The sequence below is a fragment of the Cobetia sp. BL01 genome (assembly GCF_056493605.1).
The window spans coordinates 461,000-478,836 of record NZ_JBVBEE010000004.1 but is presented as its reverse complement, the minus strand read 5'-3'; the positions used below and the strand labels follow the sequence as shown (position 1 = coordinate 478,836).

The 17,837-nt window shown below is 64.4% G+C and carries 13 protein-coding genes; 3 read left to right on the top strand and 10 right to left on the bottom strand.

The features are described 5' to 3' along the window. Positions 1-253: 253 nt before the first annotated feature. From ACZYGA_RS10655 to ACZYGA_RS10615, 9 genes are all read right to left on the bottom strand, one after another. The gene (locus tag ACZYGA_RS10655; RefSeq protein ID WP_479399135.1) at positions 254-2,149 is read right to left on the bottom strand and encodes a M48 family metallopeptidase; all 1,896 of its coding nucleotides are present in this window, start codon (positions 2,147-2,149) and stop codon (positions 254-256) included. Between the two features lie 71 nt (positions 2,150-2,220). Next, entirely contained in the window at positions 2,221-2,814 is a 594-nt protein-coding gene (locus tag ACZYGA_RS10650; RefSeq protein ID WP_077379321.1) for a LemA family protein, read from the bottom strand. 189 nt (positions 2,815-3,003) lie between these two features. Then, entirely contained in the window at positions 3,004-4,623 is a 1,620-nt protein-coding gene (locus ACZYGA_RS10645) for a bifunctional 2-methylcitrate dehydratase/aconitate hydratase (protein ID WP_479399133.1), read from the bottom strand. Positions 4,624-4,828: 205 nt separating this feature from the next. Next, a complete protein-coding gene (gene prpF, locus ACZYGA_RS10640) occupies positions 4,829-6,097 on the bottom strand; it encodes a 2-methylaconitate cis-trans isomerase PrpF (protein ID WP_479399132.1) in 1,269 nt (422 codons plus the stop codon). After that, a complete protein-coding gene (acnD, locus tag ACZYGA_RS10635; protein ID WP_479399146.1) occupies positions 6,094-8,796 on the bottom strand; it encodes a Fe/S-dependent 2-methylisocitrate dehydratase AcnD in 2,703 nt (900 codons plus the stop codon). The genes prpF and acnD overlap by 4 nt, the downstream gene beginning before the upstream one ends. Before the next feature lie 67 nt (positions 8,797-8,863). Further along, positions 8,864-10,021, bottom strand: a complete 1,158-nt coding sequence (gene prpC / locus ACZYGA_RS10630) for a bifunctional 2-methylcitrate synthase/citrate synthase (protein ID WP_479399130.1) — start codon at positions 10,019-10,021, stop codon at positions 8,864-8,866. Between the two features lie 182 nt (positions 10,022-10,203). Continuing rightward, on the bottom strand, positions 10,204-11,115 hold the full coding sequence (gene prpB, locus ACZYGA_RS10625) for a methylisocitrate lyase (RefSeq protein WP_077379313.1): 912 nt from the start codon (positions 11,113-11,115) through the stop codon (positions 10,204-10,206). 73 nt (positions 11,116-11,188) lie between these two features. Further along, the gene (locus ACZYGA_RS10620) at positions 11,189-11,968 is read right to left on the bottom strand and encodes a GntR family transcriptional regulator (protein WP_077379311.1); all 780 of its coding nucleotides are present in this window, start codon (positions 11,966-11,968) and stop codon (positions 11,189-11,191) included. A 370-nt stretch (positions 11,969-12,338) separates the two neighbouring features. After that, positions 12,339-13,211 carry an alpha/beta fold hydrolase gene (locus ACZYGA_RS10615; RefSeq protein WP_479399128.1) on the bottom strand — a complete coding sequence of 291 codons (873 nt, stop codon included), beginning with the start codon at positions 13,209-13,211 and terminating at the stop codon, positions 12,339-12,341. A 242-nt stretch (positions 13,212-13,453) separates the two neighbouring features. Between ACZYGA_RS10615 and pabB the strand changes: the two genes are divergently transcribed. Together pabB and ACZYGA_RS10605 are read left to right on the top strand one after the other, a co-directional pair. Beyond that, entirely contained in the window at positions 13,454-14,905 is a 1,452-nt protein-coding gene (gene pabB / locus ACZYGA_RS10610) for an aminodeoxychorismate synthase component I (protein WP_479399126.1), read from the top strand. A gap of 215 nt (positions 14,906-15,120) precedes the next feature. After that, complete coding sequence (locus ACZYGA_RS10605) at positions 15,121-15,747, top strand: phosphoadenosine phosphosulfate reductase domain-containing protein (RefSeq protein ID WP_479399124.1); 627 nt, start codon at positions 15,121-15,123, stop codon at positions 15,745-15,747. Between the two features lie 97 nt (positions 15,748-15,844). Here the strand turns inward: ACZYGA_RS10605 and cysB are convergent, their stop codons facing one another. Next, entirely contained in the window at positions 15,845-16,816 is a 972-nt protein-coding gene (cysB, locus tag ACZYGA_RS10600) for an HTH-type transcriptional regulator CysB (RefSeq protein ID WP_077379304.1), read from the bottom strand. Between the two features lie 176 nt (positions 16,817-16,992). On the opposite strand from cysB, the gene ACZYGA_RS10595 reads away from it, so the two are divergent. Continuing rightward, a complete protein-coding gene (locus ACZYGA_RS10595; protein WP_077379302.1) occupies positions 16,993-17,769 on the top strand; it encodes a sulfite exporter TauE/SafE family protein in 777 nt (258 codons plus the stop codon). The last annotated feature ends 68 nt before the right edge of the window (positions 17,770-17,837 follow it).

The window sequence follows — 17,837 nt, the reverse complement described above, 5'->3', positions numbered from 1 at the left end:
AGCGTTGCCCGATCACCTGTTCCGTAAGGAGTGCGGCGTATTCTAGCGAATCGCCTGGGATTGTCAATCGATGATTTGGAAGCGGACTTCAAAAAAACATCAAACAAAACAATCACCTGCAAACCTCTTTCACCGCTGGTAACGCCATGCGTCGCCGGCAGCGGATGCGTACTTTACGCACGATCCGGGCTGAGCACAAGGGCTTTTTCAAGAGATTGTCATCACGCTGTCACGGACGTGGCCACTCAAGGCGTCATCCTTCCGCCGGCCGGGATACCGGCTGCGCCCGCCATCCGCCACGAGACTGCGACTGCATCTCGGGAGCGGCTTCCAGGCGTGCTTCCGGCAGCTGCATGACGCGCGCCAAGAGTGTCAGCAAGGCCACCTCTTCATCGGCCAGTGTCTGATCGGCATGCACTACCTGAGCAAGCGCCGCGAACCAGCGTTGCTTGTCCATGGGGCGCAAGTGCGCCAGCTGCGTGAGATGACGGCAGCGCAGCGCAGGGTTATCCCCACCCGGCTGCGACTGCGGATACTCCAGCGCCAGACCAAGTTCCGCACTGGCGTCCAGGAAGATGTCCTTGCGCAGTGCTTCATCGTCGATGAGTCCAACCATCAGCACGAGCCAGTGCTGACAGGCCGGCTGGCATTGCTGCAGGGCCAGCGAGTCGCTCTTGCGATCGATCCGCGGGTCCAGTGATTCCAGAAGCAGTTGCCATAGACACCAGACGAACATGTCCTGCGGAGGTGTCTGCGCCTTGAGCATGCGATGCGCGCGCTCATCCGCTTCCCGCCAGCGCGGTATCAACCGGTTGAGCAAGGGGATCCACTCGACCCGCGGCAAGGACTCGAGCCTGCGCCGTGCCTCACGCGCCCGCTTGCCGTCCAGCCAGTCATGCTGACGCTCAAGCTCGGTGAGCCAGACACCGCGTGTGGTCAGCTCCGAGGGGGCGATCATCGCCACCACCAGCTGCGGACAGAGAAACCTCGACAGCGTCAGGCTCTCGAGTTCTCCTCGTGAGCGCGAGAGCTCCCCTATGACCGCCGCGCCGGCGATACCCGCCATGACCCCGCCAAGCACGTCTGCCCCGATGGGGCCCTGCTGCTCGAAGGTATGCACCGGCTGCTGGCGCGCACTCAGATACTGCCGGTCCCAGCGAGGTTCCAGGCGCTTGATGCGTTCATCCAGCGGAGGATGCGAGTCGAACCAGCCTGTCAGCCATGGCGGGCGCGCTTCGACGAAGAAGAGATGGTTGTAGGTCATGGCGCGCGGATGCTGGATACGCCCCTGCCAACCCATGCCACCGATACGCTTGAGGGCCGAGGCGATGCCATCCGGGAAGCGGGTCAGGCGCACCGCACTGGCATCGGCGAGATATTCGCGTGAGCGCGCGACCCCGCGCTGCAATAGTCGCCCTCCCAGCCCGCCGAGACTGCCGAGCAACCACAGCGCCACACCCACCAGCATCAGCTGTGGCATGCCGCCTTTCCTGTCGGAACCGGAGGAGCGCGCCCTGCCCAACACGAAGCCGATGCGCCCTGCCCCCATCAGGAAGCGCCCCGCCTCGGAGAGAAACACCAGGCCGTGGACTGCACTCGCCAGACGCAGGTTGAGACGAATATCGCCATTGGCGATATGGGCGAACTCGTGAGCGACCACGCCCTGCAGCTCGTTGCGATCCAGCTGCTCCAACGCCCCGCGACTCAGCGCGATCACCGCATCATGTGGCCGATAGCCCGCCGCGAAAGCATTGATCATCGCCTCATGCGGCAGCAGGAACAGCTGCGGCGTGGGCAGGTTGGCGGCGATCGCCATCTCTTCCACCACATTCAGTGCCCGCCGCTCGCTCGAGTCCTGCGTCTCGACATCCACCAGCTTGCCACCCAGGCGTGCCGCCACCATCGCACCGCCCTGCTGCAGACGCCGCAGCTCACGCGCCGCGACCAGTGCATTGCACAGGAAGATGATGCTCGCCACCGGCCAGACATATTCAAACGTCGTGGTGGCCGGGCGCCCCAGGAAACTGCTGATCGCGACATGCACCACGGCGCCGGCGGCAAGAGACACCACCAGCGACATGGCCGTGAAGGCCAGCAGCAATAGCCGCGTTCGACGACGCGCACTGTCCTGCTCGTGATAGAAATTCATTCGCGCCCGCCATCTACCGAACCAGAATCACAGCCGGAAAGCCGCTGAGGAGAAAGCATCCGCCGAGCTGCTCACGAAAAGCTGACATCGGGGGCCTGACGAATCTTCACGCTGTCATCGAAGGCCAACAGGCCTGCATCACTGCGGTGACCGAAGGTCGGTGCGAACATCACCTGCGGGAAGCTCTGGCGATAGACGTTGTAGTCGGTGACGGCATCGTTATAGGCCTGACGCGCGAAGGCGACGCGGTTCTCGGTGGCGGTCAGCTCTTCCATCAGGTCGCTCATGGTCTGGTCGGCCTTGAGCTCCGGATAGGCCTCGACCACCACATCCAGCTTGCCCAGACTCGCCGCCAGCCCTTGCTCGGCGCCGGCCAGACTGGCCAGCTTGTCCATGCTGCCGGGGTGCGCCGCTGCGGCATTCAAGGCCGCCATCGCCTTGTTGCGGGCATTGATCACTTCTTCCAGGGTGCCACGCTCATGGCTCAGATAGCCCTTGGCCGTCTCGACCAGATTGGGAATCAGGTCATAGCGCCGCTTGAGCTGAACCTCTATCTGCGCGAAGGCATTCTCGAAGCGCGCCTTCAGACTGACCAGCTTGTTGTAGATCGAGATCACGTAGATGACGATCAGCGCGATTCCGCCCAGCAGCAGAAATGTTTTCATGAATGCGTCCCCTTGTAATGAAGCCTTTGCAATGAAGACTCGGCAGGCGTTGCCCCGCTCTTCGGCGAGTCTTTGCAAGCGCCCCAGTCGATCGCCCTGTGCAATCCGCTTCCAGTTTACCCATACCGGATGACGGCACCAGTCAATTGGATGACTGATTGCCAACGGGACATCATGCGGCTGGCAGCCTCACGGCACCCAATGCGCCATGAACTCGTGCACGGGCAGTGCTTCGAGTCGTTCGCGATCGGCCAGCAACGCCATCAGGGTGTCGCAACGCGAGGGCGGGAAGCAGGTGGCCAGATTGGCCCGACACTTGTCCTTGAGCGGAACGAGCGACGCTTCACGCCGCCGGCGATGTCCCAGCGGGTATTCCACCGTCACCTGCTCGGTGGCACTGCCATCGCAAAAGACCACCCGCAGGGCATTGGCGATCGAGCGCTTGTCGGCTTCCAGATACTCGCGGGTGAAGCGCGCCTCTTCCTTGACGACCATCCTGTCACGCAGCCGGTCGATCTCCGGGTGAGCGGCATGGAAGCCATCTTCATAGTGATCCGCGTTCAACTCCCCGAAGATCAGCGGCACCGCGACCATGTATTGCAGGCAGTGATCGCGGTCCGCCGCATTGGCGAGCGCGCCCTGCTTGGAGATGATGCGGATCGCCGATTCGTGGGTGGTGATCTCGATGCGCTCGATCTCCTCGAGCCGGTCGCGCACCTCAGGATGGAGCTGGATGGCTGCCTCGGCGGCGGTCTGGGCATGGAATTCGGCCGGGAAGGAGACCTTGAAGAGCACGTTCTCCATCACATGGCTGCCCAGAGGGCGCGCCAGCGTCAGACGTCGCTCGCCTTCAGGCTTGAGGGCGAGATCGCGGTTGCCGTGACTGAAGGAGACATCATTGAAGCCCCACTGCGGCGCGCTGAGGGCGCCGGGGACGCCCATCTCGCCACGCAGGGCGATGTCCGCCAGCCGCACGCCGCGTGAGGTGGCGTCTCCCGCCGCCCAGCTCTTGCGCGAGCCCGCGTTGGGCGCATGCCGATAGGTGCGCAGGCTCTGGCCATCGACGAAGGCGTGCGACAGCGCCGACAGCAACTGCTCACGATTCGCCCCCATCAAGCGCGCCGTCACCGCGGTGGTCGCCACCTTGACCAGCATGACATGGTCGAGACCGACGCGATTGAAGCTGTTGTCCAGCGCCAGCACGCCCTGGATCTCGTGCGCCATCACCATGCTCTCCAGCACATCGCGCATCACCAGGGGTGGCTTGCCCTGAACGACACGCTGGCGCGAGAGATGATCCGCCACCGCCAGAATGCCGCCGAGATTGTCCGAGGGATGCCCCCACTCCGCCGCCAGCCAGGTGTCGTTGTAATCCAGCCAGCGGATGGTGCAGCCGATGTCCCACGCCGCCTTGACGGGATCGAGACTGAAGGCGGTGCCGGGCACCCGTGCACCATGCGGCACCAGCGTCTCGGCCACCAGCGGCCCGAGATGCTTGGTGCATTCCGGGAAGCGCAGCGCCAGGATGCCGCAGCCGAGAGTATCCATCAGACACAGACGAGCGGTGTCCATCGCCTCTGCCGAGGGACCTGAGCGCTCGTGCTTGCCGGCCAGACCGTCCACATTCGAATCCACATCCGCAGCCGTATTCGCGACAGGGGGATCGTCGCAATACCCCAGCACATAGTCGGCGATCTGCTGAAGCTCCGGGTCATAGTCCGGGCGCTGATTGGCGCTGGCCTGATTGGTACTGGCCTGAGTGGCGCTGAGACGGCTTTCATCCGTCTGTTCAGAGGATGGCGTGTTCATACATGACCTCCTGTCGTGGATCGTCTTTGCCCGCATGCGACTCCCGTCACACCTGTACTCCCCTCACTGCCTGCACACATACCACAGAGACGCGAAAGCCGACCCTCTGCACATGTGCATGCCAGGCCGGCTTTCATCGAGATGCCGCAGGAGGGATATCAAGAGGGATATATTGACAGTAGACCATCGCCTGCCAATGCCGGCGCTAGCGCATCAAGGTCTCCGCCGGCACCCGCACCCAGCCTTCCATCAGGATACGCGCGCTGCGACTCATCACGGCTTCACTGACGGTCCACTCGCCCTCGCCCTGCTGGCCATCACTGACCTGGCCTGCCTCTGTCTGCCGATGGGCACTCGCGCCGACCCTGAGCGTGCCGGAGGGGTGACCGAAGCACACCGAGTCACGCGCCGCGCCAGCCTGCCCGGCCCCAGACTCAGCCTCGGCTCCGCCACCGGCGGCAAGATTGACCAGCGTGCCGGGTACCGCAGCCGCCGCGGCAATGGCGACAGCCGCGGTGCCCATCATGGCGTGGTGCAGCTTGCCCATCGACACGGCGCGAATCAGCACATCGATCTCGCCTGCCTTGATCTCCCGGCCGCTGGAGACGACGTGATCCACCGGCGGCGCCACGAAGGCGACCTTGGGGGTGTGTTGGCGCGTGGCCGCCTCAGCGAGATCATTGATCAGTCCCATGCGCAGTGCGCCGTGGGCGCGCAATGTCTCGAGGCGCGCAAGCGCCTCGCCGTCCGAGTTGATCGCCTCCTGCAGCTCGGTGCCCTGATAGCCGAGGTCGCGGGCATTGACGAAGATGGTCGGGATGCCGGCGTTGATCAGGGTCGCCTGGATCTGCCCGCCAGCGACCACCGTTTCCGGTACCTCCAGCGCATCGACCACATTGCCGGTGGGGAACATGCTGCCCTCACCCGCGGCGGGGTCGCGGAAAGCGACCGCCACTTCGGCAGCCGGGAAGGTCACGCCATCCAGGGCGAAGTCGCCGGTTTCCTGGACGCGACCCTCGCACATCGGCACCCGCGCGATGATGGTCTTGGCGATGTTGGCCTGCCAGATGCGCACCTCGGCGATGCCGTCACGCGGCAGGCGCTCGGCCGGCACCAGGCCCTTCTCGATGGCGAAGGGCCCGACCGCCGCCGAGAGGTTGCCGCAGTTGCCGCTCCAGTCGACGAAGGGCGAGTCGATGGAGACCTGGCCGAACAAGTAGTCGACGTCATGATCCGGCTGTTCGCTGCGACTGATGATCACCGTCTTGCTGGTGCTGGAGGTCGCGCCCCCCATGCCGTCGATCTGCTTGGCGTAGGGGTCGGGGCTGCCGATCACGCGCAGCAACAGGGCGTCACGCATCGGGCCCGGCACCTGCGCCGCTTCCGGCAGTTCATCGCGCAGGAAGAACACGCCCTTGCTGGTGCCGCCACGCAGATAGGTGGCGGGAATCCTGAGCTGTGCCTGCTGGCTCATGCCGATACCTCCGCCGCCGTCTCGCCCGGTGCCTGTGAGCTGAGGAAGTCTTCAGCGAAGCGCTGCAGCACACCGCCCGCGGAGTAGATGGAGACCTCCTCACGGGTATCGAGGCGACAGGTGACCGGCACGCGTTCGACCTGGCCTGCCTTGTCGCCGGCGGTGCGCTCGATCACCAGCGTGAGCGCTGCCCCCGGGGCCGGTTCGCCCTCGACGGCGTAGATCTCGCTGCCATCCAGCGCCAGCGTCATGCGTGTGGTACCGGCGGCGAACTGCAACGGCATCACGCCCATGCCGACCAGATTGGTGCGGTGGATACGCTCGAAGCCTTCCGCGACGATGGCCTCGACCCCCGCCAGCCGCACGCCCTTGGCCGCCCAGTCACGCGACGAGCCCTGGCCGTAATCCGCACCCGCGATGATGATCAAGGGCTGCTTGCGCTGCATGTAGGTCTCGATGGCCTCCCACATGCGCACTACCTTGCCTTCCGGCTCCAGACGCGTGAGCGAGCCCTGCTTGACCTCGCGCTTGCCGTCTGCCCCTTCCACCACGGCCATCTCGTTGATCAGCTTGGGATTGGCGAAGGTGGCGCGCTGCGCGGTGAGGTGGTCCCCACGGTGAGTAGCGTAGGAATTGAAGTCCTCTTCCGGCAGTCCCATCGCGGCCAGATACTCGCCCGCCGCACTGCTGGCCATGATGGCATTGGAGGGCGACAGGTGATCGGTGGTGATGTTGTCCCCCAGCACCGCCAGTGCCCGCATGCCGGTGAGCGTCGGCGCGCTGGCCAGGCCGCCTTCCCAGTACGGCGGACGACGGATGTAGGTGCTCATCTCGCGCCAGTCATACAGGGGACTGGTGGAGGCATCGCGGTCGTCTCTGGCCTCGAACATCGGGATGTAGACCTGACGGAAGTGGTCCGGCTTGACGCTGGAGCCGACGATGGCGTCGATCTCCTCGTCGCTCGGCCACAGGTCCTTGAGCATGATCGGCGAGCCGTCCGGCGCATGTCCCAGCACGTCCTTCTCGATATCGAAGCGGATGGTGCCGGCGATGGCGTAGGCGACCACCAGCGGCGGCGAGGCCAGGAAGGCCTGCTTGGCGTAGGGATGGATACGGCCATCGAAGTTGCGATTGCCGGACAGCACCGCGGTGGAATAGAGATCGCGCTCGATGATTTCCTGCTGGATCGCCGGGTCCAGGGCACCGCTCATGCCGTTGCAGGTGGTGCAGGCGAAGCCGACGATGCCGAAGCCGAGCTGCTCGAGTTCCGGCAGCAGTTCCGCTTCTTCCAGATACAGCTGCACCGCCTTGGAGCCCGGCGCCAGCGAGGTCTTGACCCACGGCTTGCGCGTCAGTCCCAGCGCATTGGCGCGCCGAGCCAGCAACCCTGCGGCGATGACGTTGCGCGGATTCGAAGTGTTGGTGCAGCTGGTGATGGCGGCGATGATCACCGCGCCATCCGGCATCAGATCACGCCCGTCCTCGTCCTGTTCATGCTCGACCACGCCGGAGATGCCGCGCGCGGCCAGCTCGCTGGTCGGCACGCGACTGTGCGGATTGGAGGGCCCCGCCAGGGTGCGCACCACCGAGGACAGATCGAAGGTCAGCTCGCGCTCATATTCCACCGCGCCCTCGATATGGCCGGTCTCATCTGCCCACAGGCCAGTCTCGCGTGCGTAACGCTCGACCAGCGCGATGTTCTCCGGCTCGCGGCCGGTCAGGGTCAGGTAATCCAGCGTCTGCTGGTCGATGTAGAACATCGCCGCCGTGGCGCCGTACTCCGGCGTCATGTTGGAGATGGTGGCGCGATCACCCAGCGTCAGGCTGGCCGCGCCTTCGCCGAAGAATTCCAGATAGGAGGAGACGACCTTCTCGGCGCGCAGGAATTCGGTCAACGCCAGCACGATATCGGTGGCGGTGATGCCCGGCTGCGGGCGCCCGGTGAGGCGCACGCCGATGATGTCGGGCAGGCGCATGTAGGAGGCACGCCCCAGCATCACGCTCTCGGCCTCCAGCCCACCGACGCCGACGGCGATCACGCCCAGCGCATCGACATGTGGCGTGTGGCTGTCGGTGCCCACCAGGGTATCCGGGAAGGCGACCTGATGGCCCTTTTCATCGGCGCGCGACTCGATCACCGGCGACATCCGCTCCAGATTGATCTGGTGCATGATGCCGTTGCCCGGCGGAATCACGTCGATGTTCTCGAAGGCCTGACGGGTCCAGTCGATGAAGTGGAAGCGGTCCTCGTTGCGACGCTCTTCGATGGCGCGGTTCTTGGCGAAGGCGTCCTTGTCGAAGCCGGCGTGCTCCACCGCCAGCGAGTGGTCGACGATCAACTGGGTCGGCACCACCGGATTGACCTTGGCCGGGTCTCCGCCGCGCTCGGCGATGGCATCACGCAGGCCGGCCAGATCCACCAGCGCGGTCTGACCGAGGATGTCATGACACACGACGCGCGCGGGGTACCACGGGAAATCGAGATCACGCCGACGCTCGATCAATTGCACGAGGCTGTCACGCAGCTGATCCGGCGGGCAGCGGCGCACCAGGTTCTCGGCCAGTACGCGTGAGGTATAGGGCAGACCGGCGTAGGCGCCGGGGGCGATGTCTTCCACGGCGGCACGCGCATCGAAGTAGTCGACCGGGGTACCCGGTGACGCCGTGCCAGGCAGGGGTTTGCGATACTCGGTATTCATGGGCATCCGGACTCATCAGGCGATCAGGAAAACGATCGGCCAGCACGCTGACTGGCCGAGGAAAGGGTCAGTCGCGCTGCTCGATGGGCAGCCAGTCGCAGTGCTCCGGGCCAGTGTAATCGGCGCTCGGGCGGATGATGCGATTGTTGGCGCGTTGCTCGAAGACATGTGCCGCCCAGCCGGTCAGGCGTGAACAGACGAAGATCGGCGTGAACAGCTTGGTGGGAATGCCCATGAAGTGATAGGCGCTGGCGTGGAAGAAGTCGGCGTTGCAGAACAGCTTCTTCTCGCGCCACATCACGGCTTCGACGCGCTCGGAGACGGCGTAGAGCTGCGTATCGCCCACATCGTCCGCCAGCTTGCGAGACCACTCCTTGATGATGGCATTGCGCGGGTCACGCTCACGGTAGATGGCGTGGCCGAAGCCCATGATCTTCTCGCGGCGTTCCAGCATGCCGAGAATCTCGCGCTCGGCCTCCTCCGGTGAGCGCCAGTGCTCGATCATCGCCATCGCCGCCTCGTTGGCACCGCCATGCAGCGGTCCGCGCAGCGAGCCGATGGCTGCCGTCACGCAGGAGTGCAGGTCAGACAGCGTCGAGGCGCAGACACGTGCGGTGAAGGTCGAGGCATTGAATTCGTGTTCGGCATAGAGGATCAGCGAGGTATTCATCACCGCAGCATGCAACTCGCTGGGGGCTTCGCCATGCAATAGGTGCAGGAAGTGCGCGCCGATGGAGTCGTCATCGGTCTCGGTGTCGATGCGCACGCCATCATGACTGAAGCGATACCAGTAATTGATGATCGACGGGAACACGGCCAGCATGCGGTCGGCCTGATCGGACTGCTCATCGAAGCTCTCTTCCGTCTCCAGATTGCCGAGCATCGAACACCCGGTACGCATCACGTCCATCGGGTGAGCGCTGACCGGAATCTGCTCAAGCACCGCCTTCAAGGCGTCCGGCAGACCCCGCAACCCCTTGAGGCGCGCAATGTAGGCATCCAGCTCCGCCTGATTGGGCAACTTGCCCTTGAGGAGCAGATAGGCAACTTCCTCGAAGGCTGCGTGACTGGCGAGGTCTTCCAGGTCGTAACCGCGATAGCGCAGACCGGAACCGGACTTGCCGACGGTGCACAGCGCCGTCTCACCGGCACTCTGGCCGCGTAGACCACTGGGGGCGCTGGTGCTCGAAGTAGCGGTGGTCGGGTTGGCGATGGTATCTGACATGGCGTGATCTCCTTGGCAGTGACGTCATTGAGTTGTTCTTTTTCTTGTAGGGCATAAAGCGTCAAGCCCCTCGCCGGCCAGGCGTCTGCCAGCGAGGGAGAAACGGTCGGGCCGAGAGTGCCGGCCCGTGAAGCCGATGACCTCCAGAAGCAAGACATGGCGTCCGTCTCGAGCGTCTGGCATCAATCCTTGCGGCTTTCGGCCTCGAACAGGGTGTCCAGCTTCTGCTCGAAGGTGTGGTAATCGAGGAAGTCGTAGAGCTCCATGCGGGTCTGCATGTCGTCGACGACATCCTTCTGATCACCCTTGTCGTGGATGTTCTGGTAGACCTTGAGGGCGGCGGCGTTCATGGCGCGGAAGGCAGACAGCGGATAGAGCACCATCCGGCAGCCGACATCGCCCAGCTCGCGCTGGTTGAACAGCGGCGTGGCGCCGAATTCGGTGATGTTGGCCAGGATCGGCGCATCGACGCCCTCACAGAAGGCACGGTAGTCCTCGAGGGTATGCACCGCCTCGGCGAAGATGGCGTCGGCACCGGCTTCGACACAGGCGTTGGCACGTGCGACGGCGGCTTCGAGCCCTTCCTTCTGGAAGGCATCGGTGCGCGCGATCAGATAGAAGCTGTCATCACGACGCGCATCGGCAGCGGCCTTGATGCGATCGACCATCTCCTGGCTGGAGACGATGGCCTTGTTGGGACGGTGTCCACAACGCTTCTGGGCGACCTGGTCCTCCAGGTGCACGGCAGCCACGCCGGCACGCTCCATCTCCTGGATCGTGCGCGCGATGTTGAAGGCGCCACCCCAGCCGGTATCGATGTCCACCAGCAGCGGAAGCTCGCTGGCGGCGGTGATGCGACGCGCATCTTCCAGCACGTCATTCATGCTGGTCATGCCCAGATCCGGCAGACCGTAGGAGGCATTGGCCACGCCACCACCGGACAGGTAGATCGCCTGATGCCCGACGCGCTCGGCCATGATGGCGGTGTAGGCATTGATGGTGCCGACGATGGGCAGCGGACGATTGGCCTCCAGCGCCGCGCGGAAGCGGGCACCGGGGCTTGGCAGGGCGGTGGAACTCAGATGGCGTGACATGACATCTCCCGGGCTGGGCCCATGACGGGGTTGGAATTGTTCGGTCGGTTCAAGTCGTGAGCGGTGCGTCAGCTCACTCTTCGCCCTGCTCCTGCTTGAGCGTGGCGGCATAGCGGCGGGCGACGTTCTCCCGCGAGGCGCTGACGTGGCGGCGCATCAAAAGCTCCGCCAGTTCCTCATCGCCGGACTCGATGGCATCGACGATGCGATGATGCTCGACGAAGGCCTTCTGCGGGCGTGATCCACTGGCGCTGAACTGGGTGCGGTACATGCGCACCAGGTAATAGAGGTCATCACAGAGAATCGTCATCAGCATGTGGTTGTGACTGCCGAGCACGATCTGATAGTGGAAATCGAGGTCGCCTTCCTTCTGGAAATAGGCGGTACCGGTCTTGAGATCCGACTGCTGTTCGTGGGTCTTGAGCACGCTGCGCAGCCGCGCGACCTCTTCCGGTGTCATGTGGCGTGCGGCCAGACGGGCGGCCATGCTTTCCAGTGCCTCACGCACATCGAACAGCTCCAGCAGCTCGGTCATCGAGAGCTTGACCACCCGCGCGCCGACGTGGGGCACGCGCTCGATCAGACGATGGACCTCGAGGCGGCGCATGGCCTCGCGCAGCGGTCCGCGCGAGATCCCGTAGGCCTGAGCCAGGCCGGGCTCGGTGATCTTGCTGCCCGGTGCCAGCTCGCCACGCACGATGGCGTCCTGCAATTGATGGAAGACACGCTCGGCCAGGGTGCGCACCTCGGGGGTCGCTGCCGTCGCGGAAGCGGTGTGACCTGCCTGCTCGGCAGTCGCGCCGCGCGCAAGGCTTCGAGCGGTGGTGGCATTGTGAAAGGCATCGGTGGTCATGGCGGTCAGGCAATCCGGCTGGCAAGGGACAGAGGCAAGGCAATGGCGGCGAGGGACTTTCAGCACCATTGTCGACAATCATTCACTGAATGCCAGACTAGCCAGCGCGCCTGTGTGGGTCAAGATGCAATCCGCCAAATCCTCTACACCTTTGGCGTTAGACACGACTCCCCTGCTGGACAAACTGCTGTCAGAACAAGGCTTAACTGCCCTGAACCTCGCCATGCAAGCCAACCCGCCAGCACCGTCGGGCGGCACGGCAAGGCACGATGAACGGCACGAAAAACGCCCCGCCAGCGCAAGCTGACGGGGCGTTCGACTCTCGGGGACTCGCCCTTTCATCGGCAGGCCTGTCGACAATCCTTCAGATTTAGCCGAAGCTGAGCTCCGCGCCGATACGGCGGGGTTTCTGGAAGGGCAGCGAATGATCGGTGCCGGGGATTTCCAGCGATTGCCAGCCCGGATGACGTTCGGCCAGCAGCGCATGATAGTCACGCAGGGTCGTGGGGCTCTTGCCACCGACCATGCTGCGTACCTCGCCGCCTGCCGCCAGCACGTCAGCCAGCAGAGCCTCGCGGTCAATCTCGCGCACGGCATACGTGACACAGTCCAGGGCATTGGCGAAGCCCAGATGACGATGCGCCAGGCGCGCCACCATCATGCGCTCGGCACGCGGGTTGCGCGTGCGATGCGGGGAAATGAGGTCGAGGAACGCGGTGATCCCCGCCTCGGGGCTTGCCGCCTCGCGCATCGCATGCGCCGCCTCGGCGTAGCCATCGCGCACCTGGATCATGGTGGCGTGGCATTCGCGCTCCAGCAGCGCCGGTTCCAGCAGGCTGATGTCGCCGACCTTCACCTCCGGGCGCTCGGCGCGCAGACGTTGGACGAGACGCATGGCGACCAGCCCGCCAAAGCTGTAGCCGATCAGGTCGAAATGCGTGATGCGCTGCGTCTCGATCAAGGCCATCACATCCTCGACCACCTGCTCGAGGGTGAAGGGAGGTTCACCAGCTTCGGGTGACACCGTCTGCCCCATGCCGCGCAGGTCAGGAATGATCAGCTCGTCATGGGCCGTGAGATGCCCGACCAGCGGCGCCCAGGTCAGCGTGCCGGCCACACCCGCGCCGTGCAGCATCAGCAAGCGACGCCCACCATTTGATTCACGACGCGTCAGACGCTGCCAGAAGATGTTCTGGTCGGGACGTGACAGCAGATGTTGGCCATGTTCGAACTCGGGATGCATGCAGGGCTCCGGTAGGGTGCCAGGGGCTGGGCAAGCGACTGGGCAAGAGGACTGGGCGAACGTCAGCACACGCGTCGGGGCAGTCGTCGATGACGGCGCAGGGCGTTCAGAGGCAGGCACCTTAATCAGCGCACGGGAGAACGGCAAGCCAACAAGGACAGCCCATCATCGGAATCCGCACGCATGGGCGGACAAAACGCGTCTGGATGCCTAGAATGCCCTGTCCGCCAACGGAAGCTGTCATGACCATCTCGCTCGAAATCACTGCCCTGCCCTACGCCCTCGCCGCCGAGGACGAGGCCTCCACACTGTCGCGCTTCGCACGCCTGCGTACGCGCCCCGACGCCGTGCTGCTCGACAGCGGCCAGCCTTCACTGGCCGGCGGTCGCTTCGACATCATCAGCAGCGACCCGCTGGCCGTGCTGGAACAAGGCGCGCACGGCGGCAGGCTCACCGGCCCACTGCCAGAGTCGATGCGTGACCTGAGCCAGTTCAGTGAAGCACTGGAGCGCCTCGCCCGCCTGCCGGTGATCGAGGCCCAGCGCCAGCTGTTGACCCTGCTGCCGCAGACGCTGGCGGGCGAAGAGCTCGCCCAGCATGACCTGACAGCCGAGGACCTGCCGTTCATCGCCGGCCTGCTGGGCTACTGGAGCTATGACTTCGGGCGCGCACTCGAGACGTTGCCCGCCACGGCCGAGGACGACATCGCACTGCCTTGGTCGCGGCTCGGTCTCTACGACTGGGCATTGATCAGTGATCATCAGCGTCAGCAGAGCTGGTTGATCGCCTCGCCTCAACGGCGCAGGCAGGTGCTTGAGTGGCTGGAGCAACCGGCGCCGAGCAGCGCCGACTTCGCCCTCGACACCCCCTTCTCGCCGCTGCTGGATCGCGCGGGCTACGGCGAACGCTTCCGTCAGGTGATGGAGTATCTGCACGCTGGTGACTGCTACCAGATCAACCTGACCCAGCGCTTCTCCGCCGACTGCAGTGGCGACAGCTGGGATGCCTACCTGCGCCTGCGTCAGGCCACGCCGACGCCCTATGCGGGTTATCTGAGCTGGCAGGACGCCAAGGGCGAGGAGATGGCCATCGTCTCCGTCTCGCCGGAGCGCTTCGTCGAGGTCAATCACCGCGCGGTCGAGACCAAGCCGATCAAGGGCACCCGCGCACGTGGCGCGACACCGGAAGAGGACGCCCGACTGGCCGCCGAGCTGCTGGCCAGTCCCAAGGACCGCGCCGAGAACGTGATGATCGTCGACCTGCTGCGCAATGATCTGGGGCGTGTCTCGGCACCGGGCAGCGTCAAGGTGCCATCGCTGTGCGCGCTGGAGAGCTACGCCAACGTGCACCATTCCGTCAGCACCATCACCAGCACGTTGGAGGAAGGGCGCGATGCGCTGGATCTGCTCGGCGCCGCCTTCCCCGGCGGCTCCATCACCGGCGCGCCCAAGATTCGCGCCATGCAGATCATCGAGGAGCTGGAGCCGGTTCGCCGCAGCGCCTATTGCGGCAGCCTTGGCTACCTGGACATCCGCGGGCACATGGATACCTCCATCGCGATCCGCACGGCGGTGATCGCCGAGGGCCAGGTGCACCTGTGGGGCGGCGGCGGCCTGGTCGCCGATTCCGAGGAAGAGGCCGAATACCGCGAAAGCCTGGCCAAGATCCAGCGACTGATGGAAGCGCTCGGCTGACAGGTGGCGTTATAAAGCGTCATGAGCGCCATAACTCGATGGCATATAACGATCGAACGAATTCGTATTGGGGAAGCAGTGCCCGCCTTTGATAGGGTAGGCGCATTCCTGCACGTCTCCTTGAGCGCTACCCGCCTCTGCTGATGGCCTTTCCTGGCCATTGATCAGCCCTGCGCCCCGCTCCATCGGACGTGCCCTCGTTCTGGAGACTCCTCATGTCCGATACCTTCGATCTCGCCCGCATCAATGCCGAATTCGGCAACGACCCCGAAGCCCTGACTCGCTGGGCCCTGTCGCTGGACAAGCACGCCATCTGCACCACCAACTTCCGCCCCTTCGAGGCGGTGATCCTGCACATGGTGACGCGCTTCCGTCCTGACATCCCCATCGTGTGGATGGACAACGGCTACAACACCGATGCCACCTATCGTTTCGCCGATGAGGTGACGCGCAAGCTGAATCTGAATCGCATCATCTATCTGCCGCAGCGTACCCGCGCGCACCGTGAAGCCGTCGATGGCCTCACGCCGCATATCGATGACCCGCGCCACGAGGCCTTCACCCGTGAAGTGAAGCTCGAGCCCTTCGAGCGTGCCCTGCGTGAGCTGAACCCCGAGATGTGGTTCACCGCCGTGCGCGCCAGTGACACCGTCTTCCGTGCCGGCATGCAGCCGGTCTCGCTGAACGGCGATGGCCTGATCAAGGTCGCACCGGTGCTCCACTGGTCCTCCAAGCAGATGCACGAGTATCTGGTCGCCCACGACCTGCCCAACGAGTTCGACTACGTCGACCCGACCAAGGCGGAAGACAACCGTGAGTGTGGCCTGCACCTGGCGCATTGATCCTGTCGGCCACACGCAAAACGCCCGCCTCTCAGGAGGCGGGCGTTTTCATTTGCGCAATGGCAGGTCAGGCGAGCGGCACTCAGCCCACCGGCACTCAGCGCACCGGCAGCTCGATATCGTGGAAGATCTCGTGCTCATGACGCGGGCCGGCGGCCAGTGCCGCCTCGACACGATCGCGTGTCAGGTGCGGCGCGAAGCGTTCGACGAATTCGAACATGTAGCTGCGCATGAAGGTGCCGCGACGAATGCCGATCTTGGTCGTCGAGCTGTCGAAGAGATGCGTCGCATCCAGCGCCACCAGGTCCTCGTCCGCCACCTCGTCCACCGCCATGTGCGCGACGATGCCGATACCCATGCCCAGGCGCACATAGGTCTTGATGACATCGGCATCCGAGGCGGTCAGCACGACATTGGGTGCCAGGCCATGTGACTTGAAAGCATCATCCAGCTGGCTGCGCCCGGTGAAGCCATAGGTGTAGGTGACCAGCGCATAGCTGGCCAGTGTCTCGAGGGTCAGCTCCTCGCCATTGGCCAGCGGATGATCCTTCGGCACCAGCACGCAGCGATTCCAGCGGTAGCACGGCAGCAGGATGAGGTCGTTGAACAGCTCCAGCGACTCGGTGCAGATGGCGAAATCGGCCTGCCCCTCACTGACCATGTTGGCGATCTGCTTCGGGGTGCCCTGCTGCATGTGCAACGCGACATCCGGGTACTTGCGCGTGAAATCGGCGATCACCGGCGGCAGGGCATAGCGTGCCTGGGTGTGGGTGGTGGCGATCGCCAGACTGCCACGGCGATCATCGCTGTGCTCCTGCGCGACATGCTTGATGTTCTCCACCGTGCGCAGCACCTGGCTTGCCAGCTCGACGATCGACTCACCCGCCGGCGTCACGCGCGTCAGATGCTTGCCACTGCGCGCGAAGATCTCGACGCCCAGCTCATCCTCCAGCAGACGAATCTGCTTGGAGATCCCCGGCTGTGAGGTATAGAGGCTCTGAGCGGTCGCTGACACGTTCAGATTGTGTCGGGTCACTTCCCAGATGTAACGCAACTGCTGGAGTTTCATGCGACTTCACTCTCCTGAGAAGCCCCGTCGACGCGGGAGAGCGCGACAGTGGCCCGGACATGGCCGTTCACCCTGCTAAGATGATCGGGCGATAAAATCATGAACAATGATTCCTTTCGGGAATATACAGTCAAGAGTAGATTGACGGCAGTAACCTGACAAGGGGTAGACAAGGGATGGATGTCACACAGCTGCTGCTATACGTACTGGCAGGCGCCGGAGTGGGCTTTGCGGTCGGTGTCACCGGCGTGGGCGGTGGCTCACTGATGACACCGCTGCTATTGATGTTCGGCTTTCCGCCGCATGTCGCGGTCGGTACCGATCTGCTTTACGCCGCCATCACCAAGGCCGGCGGCGCCTTCGCGCACCATCGCCAGGGGCATGTGGACTGGACCATCACCCGTCGTTTGGCCCTGGGCTCCATCCCCGCCGCGCTGGTGACCATCGGCGTGCTGCATGCCTTCTTCACGGACCCCACCGCCTACGCAGGCCTGATCAAGGGCATGCTGGGCGTGATGTTGATCCTCACCGCCGGCGTGCTGCTGTTCAAGAAACGTCTGTTGGGCCTGATCAGTCCGGAAAGCTTCATCGTGCGGCATGCGGCACCGCTGACCGTGCTGTCGGGCATCGTGCTGGGCGTATGCGTCACCCTGTCCTCCGTCGGCGCCGGTGCCTTCGGGGCGGCCGTGCTGATCATGCTGTTCCCGCTTCTGAGTACCGCACGCATCGTCGGCACCGATATCGCCCACGCCGTGCCACTGACACTGGTCGCAGGCCTGGGGCATCTATGGCTGGGCAATGTCGATTTCCTGCTGCTCGGCGCATTGCTGGTCGGCTCCCTGCCTGCCATCAGCCTTGGCGCACGCCTGACGCGCCACATGCCCGGCAGCCTGTTGCAGGGGCTGCTCACCACCCTGCTGCTGGGGCTTGGCATCCGCTACGCCTTCTTCTGATCCCGTCCTTCCTCTGCTGCTGCACGCGTAATCCAGACCAATGTCGCAGCAGGCAATCGTGATTGCCT

Excerpts from the sequence above, each read along its gene's own strand:
- ACZYGA_RS10655 (WP_479399135.1), bottom strand. The coding sequence starts at position 2,149 with ATGAATTTCTATCACGAGCAGGACAGTGCGCGTCGTCGAACGCGGCTA.
- ACZYGA_RS10650 (WP_077379321.1), bottom strand. The coding sequence starts at position 2,814 with ATGAAAACATTTCTGCTGCTGGGCGGAATCGCGCTGATCGTCATCTAC.
- ACZYGA_RS10645 (WP_479399133.1), bottom strand. The coding sequence starts at position 4,623 with ATGAACACGCCATCCTCTGAACAGACGGATGAAAGCCGTCTCAGCGCC.
- prpF (WP_479399132.1), bottom strand. The coding sequence starts at position 6,097 with ATGAGCCAGCAGGCACAGCTCAGGATTCCCGCCACCTATCTGCGTGGC.
- acnD (WP_479399146.1), bottom strand. The coding sequence starts at position 8,796 with ATGAATACCGAGTATCGCAAACCCCTGCCTGGCACGGCGTCACCGGGT.
- prpC (WP_479399130.1), bottom strand. The coding sequence starts at position 10,021 with ATGTCAGATACCATCGCCAACCCGACCACCGCTACTTCGAGCACCAGC.
- prpB (WP_077379313.1), bottom strand. The coding sequence starts at position 11,115 with ATGTCACGCCATCTGAGTTCCACCGCCCTGCCAAGCCCCGGTGCCCGC.
- ACZYGA_RS10620 (WP_077379311.1), bottom strand. The coding sequence starts at position 11,968 with ATGACCACCGATGCCTTTCACAATGCCACCACCGCTCGAAGCCTTGCG.
- ACZYGA_RS10615 (WP_479399128.1), bottom strand. The coding sequence starts at position 13,211 with ATGCATCCCGAGTTCGAACATGGCCAACATCTGCTGTCACGTCCCGAC.
- pabB (WP_479399126.1), top strand. The coding sequence starts at position 13,454 with ATGACCATCTCGCTCGAAATCACTGCCCTGCCCTACGCCCTCGCCGCC.
- ACZYGA_RS10605 (WP_479399124.1), top strand. The coding sequence starts at position 15,121 with ATGTCCGATACCTTCGATCTCGCCCGCATCAATGCCGAATTCGGCAAC.
- cysB (WP_077379304.1), bottom strand. The coding sequence starts at position 16,816 with ATGAAACTCCAGCAGTTGCGTTACATCTGGGAAGTGACCCGACACAAT.
- ACZYGA_RS10595 (WP_077379302.1), top strand. The coding sequence starts at position 16,993 with ATGGATGTCACACAGCTGCTGCTATACGTACTGGCAGGCGCCGGAGTG.